The sequence below is a fragment of the Paenarthrobacter sp. PAE-2 genome (assembly GCF_026013155.1).
GTDB lineage: Bacteria > Actinomycetota > Actinomycetes > Actinomycetales > Micrococcaceae > Arthrobacter > Arthrobacter ureafaciens.
Window position 1 is genome coordinate 1 of sequence record NZ_JAPDNV010000052.1, and the last position, 15,642, is coordinate 15,642.

General features: G+C 64.3%; 15 protein-coding genes. 12 read left to right on the forward strand and 3 right to left on the reverse strand.

The genetic code is table 11. The features are described from left to right. A partial coding sequence (locus OCL88_RS19295) for a pyridoxal 5'-phosphate synthase lyase subunit PdxS (protein WP_264963593.1) occupies positions 1-644 on the forward strand: 644 nt, incomplete at its 5' end. Between the two features lie 77 nt (positions 645-721). On the opposite strand, the gene OCL88_RS19300 is transcribed toward OCL88_RS19295, so the two are convergent. After that, positions 722-1,654, reverse strand: coding sequence for a LysR family transcriptional regulator (locus tag OCL88_RS19300; protein ID WP_264963594.1), 933 nt, complete (start codon positions 1,652-1,654; stop codon positions 722-724). A gap of 168 nt (positions 1,655-1,822) precedes the next feature. Between OCL88_RS19300 and OCL88_RS19305 the strand changes: the two genes are divergently transcribed. Beyond that, on the forward strand, positions 1,823-3,127 hold the full coding sequence (locus OCL88_RS19305) for an aromatic ring-hydroxylating oxygenase subunit alpha (protein ID WP_264963595.1): 1,305 nt from the start codon (positions 1,823-1,825) through the stop codon (positions 3,125-3,127). Then, positions 3,124-4,548, forward strand: coding sequence for a ferredoxin reductase (locus OCL88_RS19310; protein ID WP_264963596.1), 1,425 nt, complete (start codon positions 3,124-3,126; stop codon positions 4,546-4,548). Before OCL88_RS19305 ends, OCL88_RS19310 begins: the two co-directional genes overlap by 4 nt. Positions 4,549-4,566: 18 nt before the next feature. Here the strand turns inward: OCL88_RS19310 and OCL88_RS19315 are convergent, their stop codons facing one another. After that, positions 4,567-6,759 (reverse strand): glycogen debranching N-terminal domain-containing protein, encoded by a 2,193-nt coding sequence (locus OCL88_RS19315; RefSeq protein ID WP_264963597.1) that lies wholly within the window; start codon positions 6,757-6,759, stop codon positions 4,567-4,569. Positions 6,760-7,040: 281 nt separating this feature from the next. Between OCL88_RS19315 and OCL88_RS19320 the strand changes: the two genes are divergently transcribed. The 9 genes from OCL88_RS19320 (at position 7,041) to OCL88_RS19360 (ending at position 15,369) form a co-directional block, all read left to right on the forward strand. Then, the gene (locus OCL88_RS19320; protein WP_264963598.1) at positions 7,041-7,397 is read left to right on the forward strand and encodes a hypothetical protein; all 357 of its coding nucleotides are present in this window, start codon (positions 7,041-7,043) and stop codon (positions 7,395-7,397) included. Between the two features lie 86 nt (positions 7,398-7,483). Next, a complete protein-coding gene (locus OCL88_RS19325; protein WP_264963599.1) occupies positions 7,484-8,890 on the forward strand; it encodes a cryptochrome/photolyase family protein in 1,407 nt (468 codons plus the stop codon). Positions 8,891-9,075: 185 nt separating this feature from the next. Then, positions 9,076-10,575 carry a CoA-acylating methylmalonate-semialdehyde dehydrogenase gene (locus OCL88_RS19330; RefSeq protein ID WP_166186696.1) on the forward strand — a complete coding sequence of 500 codons (1,500 nt, stop codon included), beginning with the start codon at positions 9,076-9,078 and terminating at the stop codon, positions 10,573-10,575. Beyond that, positions 10,575-11,651: an enoyl-CoA hydratase/isomerase family protein gene (locus OCL88_RS19335; protein ID WP_264963600.1), complete on the forward strand. Its 1,077-nt coding sequence runs from the start codon at positions 10,575-10,577 to the stop codon at positions 11,649-11,651. Before OCL88_RS19330 ends, OCL88_RS19335 begins: the two co-directional genes overlap by 1 nt. Positions 11,652-11,702: 51 nt before the next feature. Then, on the forward strand, positions 11,703-12,665 hold the full coding sequence (gene mmsB, locus OCL88_RS19340; RefSeq protein WP_264963601.1) for a 3-hydroxyisobutyrate dehydrogenase: 963 nt from the start codon (positions 11,703-11,705) through the stop codon (positions 12,663-12,665). Positions 12,666-12,710: 45 nt separating this feature from the next. After that, on the forward strand, positions 12,711-13,508 hold the full coding sequence (locus OCL88_RS19345) for an enoyl-CoA hydratase (protein WP_264963602.1): 798 nt from the start codon (positions 12,711-12,713) through the stop codon (positions 13,506-13,508). A gap of 166 nt (positions 13,509-13,674) precedes the next feature. Beyond that, the gene (locus tag OCL88_RS19350) at positions 13,675-13,977 is read left to right on the forward strand and encodes a DUF4190 domain-containing protein (RefSeq protein ID WP_264963603.1); all 303 of its coding nucleotides are present in this window, start codon (positions 13,675-13,677) and stop codon (positions 13,975-13,977) included. A 257-nt stretch (positions 13,978-14,234) separates the two neighbouring features. Continuing rightward, the gene (locus OCL88_RS19355) at positions 14,235-14,468 is read left to right on the forward strand and encodes a hypothetical protein (RefSeq protein WP_264963604.1); all 234 of its coding nucleotides are present in this window, start codon (positions 14,235-14,237) and stop codon (positions 14,466-14,468) included. Positions 14,469-14,514: 46 nt separating this feature from the next. Further along, on the forward strand, positions 14,515-15,369 hold the full coding sequence (locus tag OCL88_RS19360; RefSeq protein ID WP_264963605.1) for a universal stress protein: 855 nt from the start codon (positions 14,515-14,517) through the stop codon (positions 15,367-15,369). 3 nt (positions 15,370-15,372) lie between these two features. On the opposite strand, the gene OCL88_RS19365 is transcribed toward OCL88_RS19360, so the two are convergent. Then, on the reverse strand, positions 15,373-15,642 hold a 270-nt coding region (locus tag OCL88_RS19365; RefSeq protein WP_264963606.1), incomplete at its 5' end, for a MarR family winged helix-turn-helix transcriptional regulator.

A 15,642-nucleotide genomic window follows, 5' to 3' on the forward strand; every position in this document is an offset into this window, starting at 1 on the left:
AGGCCCGCATCGGCCACTTCGTCGAAGCGCAGGTCCTGCAGTCGTTGGGCGTGGACTACATTGACGAGTCCGAGGTCCTGACCCCGGCCGATTACATCAACCACATCGACAAGTGGAACTTCACCGTCCCGTTCGTGTGCGGTGCCACCAACCTGGGTGAGGCGCTGCGCCGGATCAACGAGGGCGCGGCGATGATCCGTTCCAAGGGCGAGGCCGGCACCGGGGATGTTTCCAACGCCACCGGTCACATGCGCAAGATCCGTGCCGAGATCGCGAAGCTCTCCTCCCTGCCCGAGGATGAACTGTACGTTGCTGCGAAGGAACTGCAGGCCCCGTACGAGCTGGTCAAGGAAGTCGCTGCCACGGGCAAGCTTCCGGTGGTGCTGTTCACCGCCGGCGGCATCGCGACTCCGGCTGATGCTGCGATGATGATGCAGCTCGGCGCTGACGGCGTGTTCGTCGGTTCCGGTATCTTCAAGTCCGGCAACCCCGCAGAGCGTGCCGCCGCCGTCGTCAAAGCCACTGCCTATTACGACGATCCCGATGTGATCGCGAAGGTCTCCCGCGGCCTGGGCGAGGCGATGGTCGGCATCAACGTCGACGAAATCCCCGAGCCCCACCGCCTGGCCGAACGCGGCTGGTAAAGCAGCAGCCGCCCGCCCGAGGGCGGGCCCCTTTTACGCACGCTGCCGGACCGCCGGCCGCCGTCGTCTGCAACCGCTCAGGACTCGTCTTCCAACCTGGTCTTAAGGAGCCGTTGCGCCGTGCCCTGAAGGATCTCCAAGGATTCCTTGATCAAGGGCGAGCCGATGCTGCCCCGTCGCGCCGCTGCCACAATCCGGCGGGCCGGCTTTCCCTTGCCCGTGATGCGCAGTCGAACGACGTTCTCCGCGTTGTGCAGGGGTGCCAGCCGCGGAAGCAGGCCGACGCCCAGGCCGGCCCCCACAAAGGCGATCTGTGTCTCCCATTCAACGGCCTCATGGGCTATCCGTGGTGTGACTCCCACCGCGGTGAAGGCTGCGGTAAACAGCGCGTGGTAGGTGGAGCCGGCGGTTTCGGTGATCCACGGCTCCGACGCCAGTTCTTCCAAGGTGACTGTTTCCCGGGAGGCCAACGGATGGTCGCCCGGAATGATGACGTCCAAGGGGTCGTCCAACAGGAACGTTTGCTCGAAGCGCGGATCGTCCTCCCCGTAGCTATCGGATTGCATGGCGACGATCACGGCCAGGTCGATCCGTTCGGCCACGAGCAAATCAAAGCAACGCGACGGGTCTGCCTCGAGTACCTGGACTTCCAACAGCGGCCGGGTCGAGCGCAATGCCGCGGCGAGGGGCGCCAGCAACTGGGCTGCCGCCGTCGAAAACCCCCCGAGTCCAAAATGGGACTGGACCTGGTCGCCGGCGGCCATGGCGGCGGCACGCAGGCTTTCCCACTCGGCAACCAAGGCATCCGAACCGGCAACCAGGAAGCGGCCTGTGGCGGTGAGCCGCACCCCGCGGCCGTCCTTCGTCAAGAGCTGCATTCCCAGCACGCGCTGGAGCTCCCGCAGCTGTGCGGAGACGGCGGAAGGGGAGTAACCGGTGAGTTCGGCAGTAGCCCCCACGGTGCCGCAGCGGGCGAAGACGCGAAGGGTGTGGAGGCGCGGATCGATCATGGATCAATCATGCACAGATAGTGCACGGTTGTCTCCTAAATATTGCGCTTTTGTTGCAGTTCAATCGTCCCTAATCTCGTACTACGAAGACTTCGACAAAGGCGGTTGCGATGACGCACCGCGGTCCCCATGAACTACTTAATGACCCAGCCTCCCGGGAGGAAACCCATGACTGCTCCAGTGAACGTCGCTCCTGCATCACGCGGAAAGATCGTTTCATCATTGCCTGCCGATCAGCTGGCTGAAATCAGCGCGTTGTTTGAGTTCCGGCGCACGGGCTATTCCCTTGATGCCCCGTTCTACACGGACCCGACCATCTTCAAGGTGGATATGGAGGCCATCTTCGGCCAGCACTGGATCTACGCGGGCAGCGTTGCCGAACTGCCCGAGCCGGGCGACTACATCACCGTGGACTACGGACCCTACTCGCTGATCGTTCTCCGCAATGATGACGGCGAAGTCAACGTCCTGCACAACGTGTGCCGCCACCGCGGTGCGCGCGTCCTGACGGAGGCGGCAGGCTCCACCGGAAACCTGGTCTGCGGCTACCACTCCTGGACCTATTCGCCCGAGGGCAACCTGATCCACGCTTCCGCTCCCGGCGAGGCCAAGTTCGACAAGAACTGCTTCGCCCTGAAGCGCGCCCACAGCCGCGAGGTTGCCGGACTCATCTTCGTCTGCATCGCCGACGAGCCGCCAACAGACTTTGATGAAACCTCCAAGATCTTTGAGCCCTACCTCGCGCCGCACGATCTGTCCAAGACGAAGATTGCCTACCAGCAGAACATCATCGAAGAGGGCAACTGGAAGCTCGTCATGGAGAACAACCGTGAGTGCTACCACTGTGACGGCCACCCGGAACTTGCCTGCTCCCTGTTCCCCACCTGGGGCCTGACCGAGGGCCTTATCCCCACCCACCTCGAAGAAGTCTGGGACCGCAACAAGGAAGCCCAGGCCTCCCTCGAAGAGCGTTGCCGCCGCTACGGCCTGCCTTACGAGGTAGTGGAAGAGCTGGATACCCGCATTGCCGGCATCCGTATATCCCGTGAATCGCTCGACGGCGAAGGCGAATCGTTCTCGGCCGACGGACGCCGCCTTTCCAAGAAGCTGCTCGGCGACCTGCCCGACTTCCGCCTGGGCCGTTGCTCGATGCACCTGCAGCCCAACAGCTGGTTCCACTTCCTGGGTGACCACGTCATCACCTTCGGCGTCTTCCCCATCAACGAACACCAGTCCCTGGTCCGCACCACGTGGCTGGTTGCCGACGACGCCGTGGAAGGCGTGGACTACGATCTGGACAAGCTCACCTACACCTGGAAGCAGACCAACCTCCAGGACAAGGCCTTCGTTGAGCTGTGCCAGACGGGTGCAGGCAGCCCCGCCTACGAACCCGGCCCGTACATGAAGAGCGAGTACCAGGTTGAGGCCTTCATCAACTGGTACGTGCAGCGCGTCCAGGAGCACTTGGCATGACGGAACTCCTCACCGAAACGGCCATCCAGGAGCCACAGCGCATCCGCGGACTCGAGATGCCGTGGAACAGGGTCATGGGCAGCAGCGACGCCCCCGCCCGGGCAGCCCGCGCCCTGGGGCCCTGGCATCCCCAGGAGTTCACGGCCGAATGCGTGGAGACCATCCCGGAAGCGGGCGGCCTCATGACGTTCGTGTTCCGGCGCTGTGACGGCGCGCCCCTTGCATTCCGTGCCGGGCAGTACGTCAACATCGCGTTCCCCGTGAACGGCGGGGAACACGAGCCTGTGGACCGCAGCTATTCGTTGTCCAGTTCGCCCACCGAGCCGTGGACCTTCAGCATCAGCGTCAAGCGCGACGCCGGCGGCTTGGTCTCGCCGTGGGTGCATGAGAACGTCAAGCCGGGCACTGTGCTGGAGATGCTCGGGCCGGTCGGCGCTTTCCACTTGCCGGATGCGGACCGGCGCGCCCGTTACCTGCTGCTCGCAGCCGGGGCCGGCATCACGCCCATCATGTCCATGGTGCGGACCATCCATTCCCTGCCGGGACACGCTGATGTCGTGGTGCTCTACCACGGTGCGGAAGCGGGCGGCTTCGCATTCCACCGGGAGCTGGCCTACATCGCTTCCGTGGATTCGCGGATCCGGGTCTTCTACTCCCTGGGTGACCGCAGCAAGCCCGATGGTTGGGACGGCCTCACCGGACGGCTGACCTCGGCCATGATTGACGAGGTGGCCCCTGACGCCAACGGGCGCCAGGTCTACGCCTGTGGTCCCGAGGGTTACCTGAACAACGCCACTGAGCTCCTGAAGAAGGTCGGCGTCGACGACACCTCCATCTACATGGAGTTCTTCTCCGGTGATCGCCAGACGCTCCTTGAATACGCGGCCGAAGTGGCCCTCGCCACGGACATCGCAGAAGAAATTGCCGAGGAAATCGCCGACTCCGCCGAGGATTACTTCGAGAGCCAGCCTGCGGCTTTCGGTCTCTACGAGCCGAGGTACGACGCAGACGGCACCTTGGAAGCCACGGGCCTGCCGCTCGAAGCGGTCGACGCCGACGCGACGTCCGGTGCGGAAGCCAACGACGGCGGTTCGGGCACCTCGCCGGAGGCTGAAGCGGAGACTCCCGATGCTTCGAGCTTCGACACGGTGGGAACCGGGAGCCTCACGTTGTCCTTCATGCGCACCGGCATCAACGTGCGGATCGACCCCACGGAGCCCATCCTCGAGGTGGCCCAGCGTGCGGGTGTCAGGATCGGCGCCAACTGCAAGGAAGGAATGTGCGGTTCCTGCAAGGTGGTCAAGTTGTCGGGTGACATCGACATGAACCACCAAGGTGGGATCCGGAAACGCGAAATCGATGCGGGCAAGTTCCTGCCCTGCTGTTCCACGGCCAAGACGGACATGGTGATCGACGCTTAGAGGGCTTGTCTCCTAAAGCTAGGCGGGTGCATCGCCCCGGTTCGCTGCATCACCGGGGCGATGCAACGTGTCCGGCCGCCACAGTTGCGGCTGTTCAACCAACTCGGACATCCAGGGGCGTTGTCCGCGATAGACAGTGAGGCCCTCGGGGATGCCGCGGACCGTGGCGTCGGTGCCTGAAGCATCGATCGTGATCCGCGCATCCCCCATGGGGGCGTTGCTGATGTGGACATCCCCGAAATCGCGTGGCAAGACCGGATCCAGCCATATGCCGCCCAGCGAAATGTGGGTGTCGTACCGCATCAGGCTGGTCACTACGTGGATGGGCGTGGTCGCGGCCCAGGCTTGGGGTGAACAGGCGGTGGGGTAGGGCACCGGCTCGGTGAACCTGGCCCGGTCGAAGCCGCAGAAAAGCTCGGGAAGCCTGCCGTCCGAATACTCCGCGGCTTCCAGGAGTGCCGTGCCGATCCTCTGTGCTTCTTCGATGTAGCCGTAGCGCAGGAGCCCGGACATGATGATCGCATTGTCGTGCGGCCACACTGAGCCGTTGTGGTAGCTGGCCGGGTTATAGGCGGCCATGTCCGTGGCCAAGGTCCGCACGCCCCAACCGCTGAACATCTTCGGAGACATCAGGTGCTCCACGACCGAGGGAACCTTGTCTTCGTCCATGAGCCCGAACCACAGGCAGTGGCCCATGTTCGATGCGCAGGCATCCACTTGGCGCTTGTCCTTATCGAGGGCAACAGCGTAGTAGCCCTTGTCCGGCATCCAGAAGTCCTCATTGAATTTCTGCTTGAGCCGGTCAGCGCGTTCCCGCAGTTCCGAGGCCAAGGCGAGGTCGCCGTCGTCGTAAGCCATCCAGGCGCGCGCCACGTAGGCGCCGTGCACGTACGCCTGTACCTCGGCCAAGGCGATAGGCGCCTCGGCGAGGGTACCGTCAGCGAAGTTGATGCCGTCCCAGGAGTCTTTCCACCCCTGGTTGATGAGGCCGTGCTGGTTGGGGCGGCCGTACTCCACGTAGCCGTCGCCGTCCCGGTCGCCGTAGTGACGGATCCAGTCGAGGGCGCGGTCGGCGTTGGGCAGGAGTTCGGCGATGGTGTCCTTGGCGAAGCCCCAGCGGCTCACAGACCCCACCGCAACCATGAAGAGGGGAGTGGCGTCGACGCTGCCGTAGTAGGCGGAACTGCCGCGCAAGGCCTGGCCGCTGCTGACGTCCAGGCGGACCTCGTGGAGGATCTTCCCGGGTTCCTCTTCCGTGTCTGTATTTACTTCTTTTCCCTGCCGGTCGGCCAACGTGCGGAGCGTGCCCAGAGCGAGGGAAGGATCCACCGGCAACGCCATCTCCGAGGCCCACAAGGAGTCCCTGCCGAACAACGTCATGAACCACGGAGCTCCCGCGGCCACCACCACCCTTTCGGGGTGGTCCGGGTCCTGGATGCGCAGGGCCCCGAGGTCTTCATAGCTCCGGCGCAGGGTGCGCTGGATGGAACGGTTGCCGATCTGCAGGACGGGAATCTTGGCCACCCATTCCTGCCGGCGCCGGTCGCTGGGTGACAACTCGCCCCGAGACGGATGGCTGAACGGTTTGCCCTCTGCCGCCGGGAGTACGCTGACCCGGGTGTTCCATTGCCCGAACGCCGGGATGGTGACCCTGAAGCCGAGGGCCTTGGAACCGGCCCCGGCGCCTTCGCCCCGAATGATCACCGACTTCCGGAATCCTTCCCACTGACCCCTGATCTCCAGGGAGTCGTTCTCCACCCGCCGGGTTTCCTTCCATACCCGGGTGATACGGGCTTCCTTGACTTCGAAGAGGTCTGCGAAGTCCGCCTCCGCGGTGAGGGTGATGGTGCAGCGGGCAGGTTGCCTGGAGTAGTTCCGGACGGTGATTTCTTCGAGGATCCCCGCCCCTACTTCGCGCAGCCGTTCCACCAGAAGGGGGCTGTCTGCGTAACCGTCGGGACGGGGAACCCGGCAGGCCAAGAGGGCGCGGTACGGTTCCTTCAGTTCGGCCGCCAGCGGCTCCAAGGGCTGATCGTTGATGCGGAGCTGCCAGCGGGAAAGGATCCGGGTGTCCAGGTGGAAGACGCCTTGGGGCAGGTCCGGGTGGATGTCCCCGTTCGGTCCGGAGATGCAGAAGGACGAGCCTTCCACGAGCGTGATGGTCCCGGCGCCCAGCGGTCCGGCAGCCGTTTCCGTATTCCAACCGGTCATGGGATTGTCCTTCGAACAGCGCGGGCCGGGATGTAGTTGACGGTACGCCGGAGGGCTGTGGGACACCAGAGCCTGCGATGGCCGGCGCCGGTTGCGGCCTCCACCCAAGGCACCCGTCAGGCACCCGTCGGGCACCCGTCAGGCACCCGTCAGCCACCTGAAGTAAACCCGTAGTTCACCGTGAACCCTCCTGTGCGAAGCGAATGGCGGTTACAATGAGAGTTGCAGTATTCGCTGATGCAGACCGGCGGTTGTAAAGAAATACGCCGGAGGACTCTGTAATGACGGACACCCAGATCGGCGCGTTCCTTCGCGAATGCGTCATTTACGAAGAAGACAGCGACGAAGGCTTGGACTTCGAGGCCTTGTACGGTCTCTACATCAGTTGGTGCGTCCTTGGAAACAAGGTTCCCGTCCCGGATAGTGCATTCCGCACGTCCGTGCGCACCAGCGGAGTAAAACACGAGAAGCGCGATGGCGTGCGGTATTACCCGGGGCTCCGGATGATTGGCGACGCCGCCCGCGACTACGTACTCAACAGCATCCCGGACGAAGTAGTGGAAGTAATCGTTCCGCCGATTCCCGTGACGGAAGTCGAAGATGGCGGGGACGTCATCCTGCCTGCCAAGGCCGTCTAGGTTTATCTTCAGCTGATGCCCTTAGGATTCGTTCCTAAGGGCATCAGCCATTTAAGCAGTCGGTGTACCGGCGGTAAGGGGCGCAAGTGAAACCATCCATCGTCTGGTTCCGCGACGACCTCCGGGTCAGGGACAACCCGGCCTTGCGGGCCGCCGTCGACGATGGAGCGGCAGTGGCGCTCTACGTCCTGGACGAGGAGTCGCCGGGCATCCGGCCGCACGGCGGGGCAGCAAAGTGGTGGCTGCACCATTCCCTCCTCGCCCTCCGGGAGGACCTGGACGCGTTGGGAATACCCCTTCTCTTGCGCCGCGGACCCGCTGCTGAGGTGGTGCAGAAAACCACGACGGCGGTGGGTGCGGGCGCGCTGTTCTGGAACCGGCGGTACGGCGAGGTGGAAAGGACCATCGACGCCGGGATCAAGGGCTGGGCGGTTGAGGCAGGGCTGCACGTGGAGAGTTTCCAAGCCACCCTGCTCCATGAGCCCTGGAAGGTCAGCACCAAGACCGGCACCCAGTACAAGGTGTTCACCCCGTTCTGGAAGGCGGTGTCTGCTCAGGAATTCCGCGAACCACTGCCGCTTCCCGCTCGTGGCCATGGGTATACCGGCACGCTTCCGCGGTACGACTCCCTGGAGAGCTGGCAGTTACTGCCCACCACACCGGATTGGTCCGGAGGGTTGGCCGCCCGGTGGACTCCCGGGTCCGCAGCCGGCCATGCCCGCCTGAAGGAGTTCGTGGGCAACGGGCTGGATTCCTATAGTGAAGGGCGGAACCGTCCGGACACCGATGGCAGCAGCTCCCTGTCGCCGTACCTGCGCTGGGGTGAACTCAGCCCCTTCGAGGTGTGGCAGGCAATATCTTCCAAGAGGTCCGAAAGTGCCACGATCTTCGCGTCGGAGTTGGGCTGGCGCGAATTCTGCTGGCACCAGTACTTCCACAACCCCACCTTGGCCACGGCCAACCTGCGCAGCGAGTTCGACAGGTTCCCGTGGGCATGGCCCGGAGCGCCTGCCGGCGCTTCTGCCGGCGACGACGGTCGGCACCCCGGGCATGAGTCGGCCCCGGAAGAGCTCCGGGCATGGCAAAAGGGGCGAACGGGGTTCCCCCTGGTTGATGCGGGACAGCGGCAACTGTGGGACACAGGCTGGATGCACAACCGGGTGCGCATGGTGGCCGCGAGCTTCCTTGTGAAGAACCTGGGGATCCATTGGCAGCTGGGCGAGCAATGGTTCTGGGACACGCTGGTGGATGCGGATCCGGCGTCCAACCCTGCCAACTGGCAGTGGGTGGCAGGCTCGGGAGCTGACGCCTCGCCCTTCTTCCGCATCTTCAACCCGGAGGCCCAGCGCGTGCGGTTCGACCCGCAGGGCAAGTACATCGCGCAGTGGATTCCGGAGTTCGGCACCCCGGATTACCCGGCGGAAATCGTGGACTTGAAGGCATCGAGGCAGGACGCGCTGGATGCCTACAAGGAGCTGCGCGAGGTGCATTAGGCGGCCTCCAAGCCAGCGTCAGCCTCCCGCATTCCTTCCGCAGCGACCCTCTGGAAATTAGTAGGAAGTCCGAGTATATTCGGCTGCAGAGATGATCTGGATCACATGCATGCACGTGCTCCGGACGTGTTGTGCGGTATTGACCGGCACGGCAGTCACTAATGATGCAAAGGAGCATTTCCACTATGGTGCGCGAGCTTTCACACTACGTAGGCGGCCAAAGGATCGACGGCACGTCCGGGCGGTTCAGCGATGTCTACGATCCCTGCACCGGCGAAGTCCAGGCCCGCCTGCCGCTGGCCAGCGCCGAGGAGGTGCGCAACGCCGTCGCGAACGCCGGGAAGGGCCAACTCGAATGGGCTGCCATGAATCCGCAGCGACGGGGTCGCATCCTGCTGAAGTTCGTGGACCTCGTCAATGACAACATGGACGAGCTGGCCAAGCTCCTGTCCTCCGAACACGGGAAGACGTTCGCGGACGCCAAGGGAGATATCCAGCGGGGCATCGAAGTGGTGGAGTTCTCCGCCGGGGCGCCGCATCTGCTCAAAGGCGAATTCTCAGACAGCGCAGGTCAAGGGATCGATGTCCACTCCCTAAGGCAGCCGCTGGGTGTTGTTGCCGGCATTACGCCCTTCAACTTCCCGGCCATGATTCCGTTGTGGAAGTCGGGACCGGCGCTCGCTGCCGGCAACGCCTTCATCCTCAAACCATCCGAACGGGACCCCTCCGTGCCGCTGCGGCTCGCCGAGCTCTACAGCGAAGCCGGCGTTCCGGACGGCGTCTTCAACGTCATCAACGGTGACAAGGAAGCCGTGGACGCCCTTCTTGAGGACCCGAGGGTCAAGGCAATCGGCTTTGTCGGTTCCACGCCGATCGCCCAGTACATCTACGCCACGGCCGCCGCGCACGGCAAGCGCGCACAGTGCTTCGGCGGGGCGAAGAACCACATGGTGATCATGCCCGACGCCGACCTTGACATGGCCGCGGACGCCCTGATTGGTGCCGGGTACGGTTCCGCCGGAGAGCGGTGCATGGCCATCTCCGTAGCCGTCCCGGTGGGCCAGGAAACAGCTGACGCCCTTGTTGCCAAGCTCACCGAGAGGGTCAAGGAACTCCGCGTAGGGCACAGCCTGGACAAGGACGCGGACTTCGGACCGGTGGTCGCCGCGTCTGCGAAGGAACGGATCGAGGGCTACATCCAGTCCGGCGTGGACGAGGGCGCCACCTTGGTGGCAGACGGCCGCGGCCTCACCGTTGAGGGATACGACGGCGGCTTCTGGGTGGGCCCCACCCTCTTCGACAACGTCACCAAGGATATGAAGATCTACAAAGAGGAGATTTTCGGTCCTGTCCTGAGCGTCCTCCGAGCGGCCGACTACGACGAAGCGCTCAGGCTCTGCAGCGAGCACGAGTTCGGGAACGGCGTCGCAATCTTTACCCGCGACGGCGACTCCGCCCGCGACTTCGCCAGCCGCGTGGAAGTGGGCATGGTGGGCATCAACGTGCCCATCCCCGTGCCGATCGCCTATTACACATTCGGCGGGTGGAAGGCGTCGGGGTTCGGCGACCTCAACCAGCACGGCGCCGACGCCTTCCGCTTTTACACCAAGACCAAGACCGTCACCTCGCGGTGGCCCTCCGGCATCCGCCAGGGCGCCAGCTTCGTGATGCCGGCAGGCAGCTGATGGGAGAACAGATCATCGAAGAAGTGCAGCAGGAAGAAGTTCTTTTCGAGCGGCGCGGCCACCTCGGCATCGTGACGCTCAACCGGCCCCGGGCAGTCAACGCCCTCAATGCCGGCATGGTGAAAGCCATGTTGCAGCAGTTGGCTGCCTGGGCTGACGACGAATCCGTTGCTGCGGTGTTGGTGCGCGGCGCCGGCGATCGGGGCCTCTGCGCCGGGGGAGACATCGTCGCCATCTACAAGGACATGCTGCACGGGGGCTCGGAAACCGCTGATTTCTGGGCCGACGAGTACCGCCTCAACGCCCTCATCGCCAACTATCCCAAGCCGTACGTCGCCTTCATGGACGGGCTGGTGCTGGGCGGTGGCGTAGGAGTTTCCGCGCACGGCTCTGTTCGCATCGTCACCGAACGGACGCGCACGGGGATGCCGGAAACCACCATCGGGTTCGTGCCCGACGTCGGCGGTACCCTGCTGCTCTCCCGCGCCCCCGGGGAAACCGGAACCCACGCCGCGCTCACGGGCGCGCACCTGTCCGGGGCAGACGCCCTGCTCCTGGGACTCGCGGACTACTTCGTCCCGTCCGAAAGCCTCCCGGCGCTCACTGAAGCGCTGGAAAGCTCGACGCCGGAAGACGCCGTCGTGCGCTTTGCCCAAGCCGCGCCGGACTCGGCACTCGCGGCGCAGCGGGAGTGGATCGATGCCTGCTACGCGGCCGATGACGCGGAAGAGATCGTGCACCGCCTGCACGAGGCCGGAGGTGAGGCCGCCGACGCTGCGGACACCATCGCGGCTAAGTCGCCGACGTCGGTGAAGGTCACCTTGGCGTCCCTGCGGCGGGTGCGGGGGTTGTCCTTGGAAGAGGCGCTGGACCAGGAATACCGGGTAGGGCTCCGATGCCTCTCCGGCCCCGATTTCCGCGAGGGAATCCGGGCGCAAGTGGTGGACAAGGACCGGAAACCACAGTGGAAACCGGCCACCCTCGCCGACGTCCACGACTCCGACGTCGAAGGCTACTTTGCCTCGCTCGGCGAGCATGAGTTGGGGCTTTCCGCTACGCCGGTCCAGTCGGGTTGAAGCCGGGCCGATCACGTTGAGGCTACTGCCGTCCAGTTTGAGGAGACGATCATGACAGAAAATGCAGCATCGGCAACGGGACTCATCGCCTTCCTGGGCCTTGGGCACATGGGCGGCCCCATGGCCGCCAACCTGATCAAGGCCGGGCATGAGGTGGTGGGGTACGACCCCGTTCCAGCAGCAGTGGAGGCTGCGGTGGCACATGGCATCCCCATGGCTGACACGGCAGCCGACGCCGTGCACGGGGCCGCCGTGGTCCTGACCATGCTGCCCAGCGGGAAGCACGTCCTGGACGCCTACCGGGGAGTGGGAGGGCCGGGACTGCTCAGCGTGGCACAACCGGACACGCTGTTCCTGGATTGCTCCACCATCAACGTTGACGAGGCCAGGGAAGCAGCGTCCCTGGCCGTGGCCGCAGGACATCGAAGCGTGGACGCGCCGGTGTCCGGAGGCGTGGTGGGTGCCGAAGCCGGGACGCTGACGTTCATGGTGGGCGCCCTGCCCGGGGACTTCGAGACCGTGAAGCCGATCCTGGAGCTCATGGGCAAGCGGATCGTTCATTGCGGGGACCATGGCGCGGGCCAGGCCGCGAAGGTGTGCAACAACATGATCCTGGGAGTCTCCATGATCGCCGTGGCCGAGGCTTTCGTCCTCGGCGAGAAGCTGGGACTGACACACCAGGCGTTGTTCGACGTCGCTTCCAACGCGTCCGGCCAATGCTGGGCCCTCACAACCAACTGTCCTGTTCCGGGCCCGGTTCCCACCAGTCCTGCCAACCGCGATTACCAGCCCGGGTTCGCGGGGGCGTTGATGGCCAAGGATCTCCGGCTGGCGGTGAATGCGCTGGAAAGTACGGGCGTCGCTGCCGAAATGGGACCGCTGGCCTCCAGGATTTACGACGCCTTTGCCGCCGGGGAGGGTGCTGCGCGGGACTTCTCCGGGATCATCACGGACATCCGGGAGAAATCGGAATCCCCGGGTGCCGCCGGCGGCGACGGTCCGGCGGGGGAATAGGGTGGCATGACGACTACTACGGAAACTATGGAAGAAGGACGCGGAGTGAGCCAGCACCACCTGGACGTAGCCCAGTACCGGAACATCATGGTGGAGCGCCGTGGCCGCGTTGGCCTGGTAACCCTGAACCGGCCTTCGGCGTTGAACGCACTGAACACAGCCTTGATGAATGAACTCGTTGAAGCTGTGACCGACATGGACCGCGATCCCGGGGTGGGGGCCGTGGTCATCACGGGTTCCGCCAAGGCCTTTGCCGCCGGGGCGGACATCAAGGAAATGTCGGCCAACACCTACATGGACATGTATGCGGCAGATTGGTTCCGGCATTGGGAAGACCTCACACGATTGCGGATCCCCGTCATTGCCGCCGTGTCAGGGTTTGCGCTCGGCGGGGGATGTGAGCTGGCGATGATGGCTGACATCATCATCGCCGGGGACAACGCCAAGTTCGGGCAGCCGGAAATCAACCTGGGTGTCATTCCAGGCATGGGCGGTTCCCAGAGGCTTACCCGCGCAGTGGGCAAGGCCAAAGCCATGGACATGGTGCTCACAGGGCGTTTCATGGACGCGGACGAAGCCGAACGTTCGGGGCTTGTATCCCGGGTGGTTCCCGCTGCGGAGGTTGTCGACGAGGCACTGAAAGCCGCGGAGACCATTGCGTCGAAGTCGAAACCAGCGGCCATGGTGGCCAAGGAAGCAGTCAACGCCGCGTTCGAAATGGGGTTGGCCCAAGGCGTGCTCTTTGAACGGCGGGTGTTCCACTCCCTGTTTGCCACAGAAGACCAAAAGGAAGGCATGGCAGCCTTCACGGAAAAGCGCGAACCGGACTTCAAGCACCGCTAAGATCCGGGTCTAACCGGGCGGCGCCGGGTCAAGCCGTGTGCCGGGTGTGCGCGTCATTTTCGGGTGCGGGGCGCGCAGGCCCGGGCCCGCAGCGCGGAATAGGTGGGGCGCCCGGATAGACTCCTGTTCACAAGCGGGCCTGCAACAGACCACATGGGGAGAGAACATGTCAACGGAGAACGTTCGCGCCGAATCGGTGGACCCTGCTGAGTCATCCGAAACGGGGGCGCCGGTGAATACCCTGGCTATTGTGTCAGCCGGTATTGCAGCCCTTGCCGTGGTGGGGCTGTTCCTTGCCGGCATGGCCATCATCGCCGTCTTCGCCGTTGGCGCCGGGCACGTGGCCCTGAACCAGATTGGGCAGCGGCAGGAACGTGGGCGGGCGCTCGCGGTTTCTGCATTGGTGATCGGCTACGGAATTGCCGCCCTTTCGCTCGTTTCGGCACTGATCTATACGCTCACGCGCTAACTTTCCGGCCACTGCGGCGACACGAATCGCCGCCGAACCCTTCTTCATAGACGGATCATCCCGACGACTGGAAGAAGGACGGCTGTGTCCTGGCAGTTCTGTGACAATTTTGCCTGCCCTAAAGAATGGCATTGGACCGACTTTTCGGGGGTCCCCGAAGCATGCGTGGTCGAGAAGTGGTTGATTACTAAGCATGCTGATAATATGGTCGTGCCGTGACGGAGAAAGAAGCAAAGCTAGCCAATGGGGGTGGCGGTATGGCAGAGCGGAAGGTTCCGGAAGTGATCGATCAGGAAATAGTCCGGCGCGAGGCATCAAGTGTCCTCGCCGACGGAGACGTGTCGCTTACCGAGTTGTGGATTGAGTTCTTCGCCCGGGGAGGGATGGCAGGCCTCGAGGAATTCGAGGCCTTTGTGCGCGGAATCATGACTGTGGCCAACACCGACCTCCAAATTCTGGACCTGACGTTGGACGAACTCCGGAATCCCTGAAGCCCTTCGCTGGCCCGCACTCCGGATTCCGTCGTATGCTCTGGCCATGACGGACTCCAAACAAATAGTGGTTGGCTATGACGGTTCCACGGAAGCGAAGCAGGCTGTAACCTGGGCTGCCCGGCAAGCCGTGCTGCGGGGCTGCCAGCTCCACCTGGTTCACTGCTCGCTCTGGATACTTGTGACCTCCGACCTTGGCCCGGTTCCCGGCGTCGCCGACAGCGGGCTGGAAAGGGCTGCCGAGCGGGTCCTTGAAGAAGGCCTCGCGGTGGTGAAGGAAGCCGAACCCTCCGTGGATGTGACCAGCACCCTCCTTCACGGCATGCCCAGGGACCACATGGGCAAACTGTCCGTGGGCGCCGAGATGCTGGTGTTGGGGAGCCGCGGGCTCGGCGGGTTCCTTGGCCTGCTTGTGGGTTCGGTCAGCCTGGAGATGGCCGCCACCGCGTCTTGTCCGGTGGCTGTGATCAGGTCCGTTGACCACCCGGAAGGCCCCGTTGTGGTGGCTATCGACGACGCCGGCTCGCCCGAAGCGCTCGAGGACGCATGCACCATGGCGTCAGTGACAGGAGCGGACCTAAAGGTAGTCCATGTGGTTCCCGAGCCTGCTGGCTTGCGGCGGTTGCGCGACCCGATCGACTCCTACCCGGCGGCCGAGGCCCTCGTGGACTCCGCCGTCCGCAAGGCACGTGAACTGGCACCCCAATCCACTGTGACCGGAGAGCTGCAGGTTAACCACTCAGTTGCCCGGGCCATCCTGCAAGCCGCGCCGGATGCCCGGATAGTGGTGGTTGGCACCAAGGGGCGCGGCCTCATCAAGGGGACCATCGGCTCCACTGCCCACGCAGTCCTGCATCATGCTCCGGGCCCGGTCCTGGTGTCGCGGCGGAACGCCGGCTAGGACTTACTCGTCCGTGAAATCCCCGGCGTCCCTACGGAAGGTTCCCAGGACGCGGATGAGGTGATCGACGTCGTCGTCGGTGAAGCCCGACTTGCCGAAAACCTCGGCGTTCAGTGCCGCCGTCGCCCTTTTCGCCAGCGTTCGGCCTTCCGCGGTGAGCTCAATCAGCGTGGTGCGACCGTCGGTGGGATGCGGGGACCGCGCCACGAGTGCGGCCTTCTCCAAGCGGTCGACGGCGTTTGTCACCGACGTGGGATGCACCTGCAGCAGCGC

Excerpts from the sequence above, each read along its gene's own strand:
- OCL88_RS19310 (WP_264963596.1), top strand. The coding sequence starts at position 3,124 with ATGACGGAACTCCTCACCGAAACGGCCATCCAGGAGCCACAGCGCATC.
- mmsB (WP_264963601.1), top strand. The coding sequence starts at position 11,703 with ATGACAGAAAATGCAGCATCGGCAACGGGACTCATCGCCTTCCTGGGC.
- OCL88_RS19360 (WP_264963605.1), top strand. The coding sequence starts at position 14,515 with ATGACGGACTCCAAACAAATAGTGGTTGGCTATGACGGTTCCACGGAA.
- OCL88_RS19355 (WP_264963604.1), top strand. The coding sequence starts at position 14,235 with ATGGCAGAGCGGAAGGTTCCGGAAGTGATCGATCAGGAAATAGTCCGG.
- OCL88_RS19335 (WP_264963600.1), top strand. The coding sequence starts at position 10,575 with ATGGGAGAACAGATCATCGAAGAAGTGCAGCAGGAAGAAGTTCTTTTC.
- OCL88_RS19315 (WP_264963597.1), bottom strand. The coding sequence starts at position 6,759 with ATGACCGGTTGGAATACGGAAACGGCTGCCGGACCGCTGGGCGCCGGG.
- OCL88_RS19300 (WP_264963594.1), bottom strand. The coding sequence starts at position 1,654 with ATGATCGATCCGCGCCTCCACACCCTTCGCGTCTTCGCCCGCTGCGGC.
- OCL88_RS19305 (WP_264963595.1), top strand. The coding sequence starts at position 1,823 with ATGACTGCTCCAGTGAACGTCGCTCCTGCATCACGCGGAAAGATCGTT.
- OCL88_RS19350 (WP_264963603.1), top strand. The coding sequence starts at position 13,675 with ATGTCAACGGAGAACGTTCGCGCCGAATCGGTGGACCCTGCTGAGTCA.
- OCL88_RS19320 (WP_264963598.1), top strand. The coding sequence starts at position 7,041 with ATGACGGACACCCAGATCGGCGCGTTCCTTCGCGAATGCGTCATTTAC.
- OCL88_RS19330 (WP_166186696.1), top strand. The coding sequence starts at position 9,076 with ATGGTGCGCGAGCTTTCACACTACGTAGGCGGCCAAAGGATCGACGGC.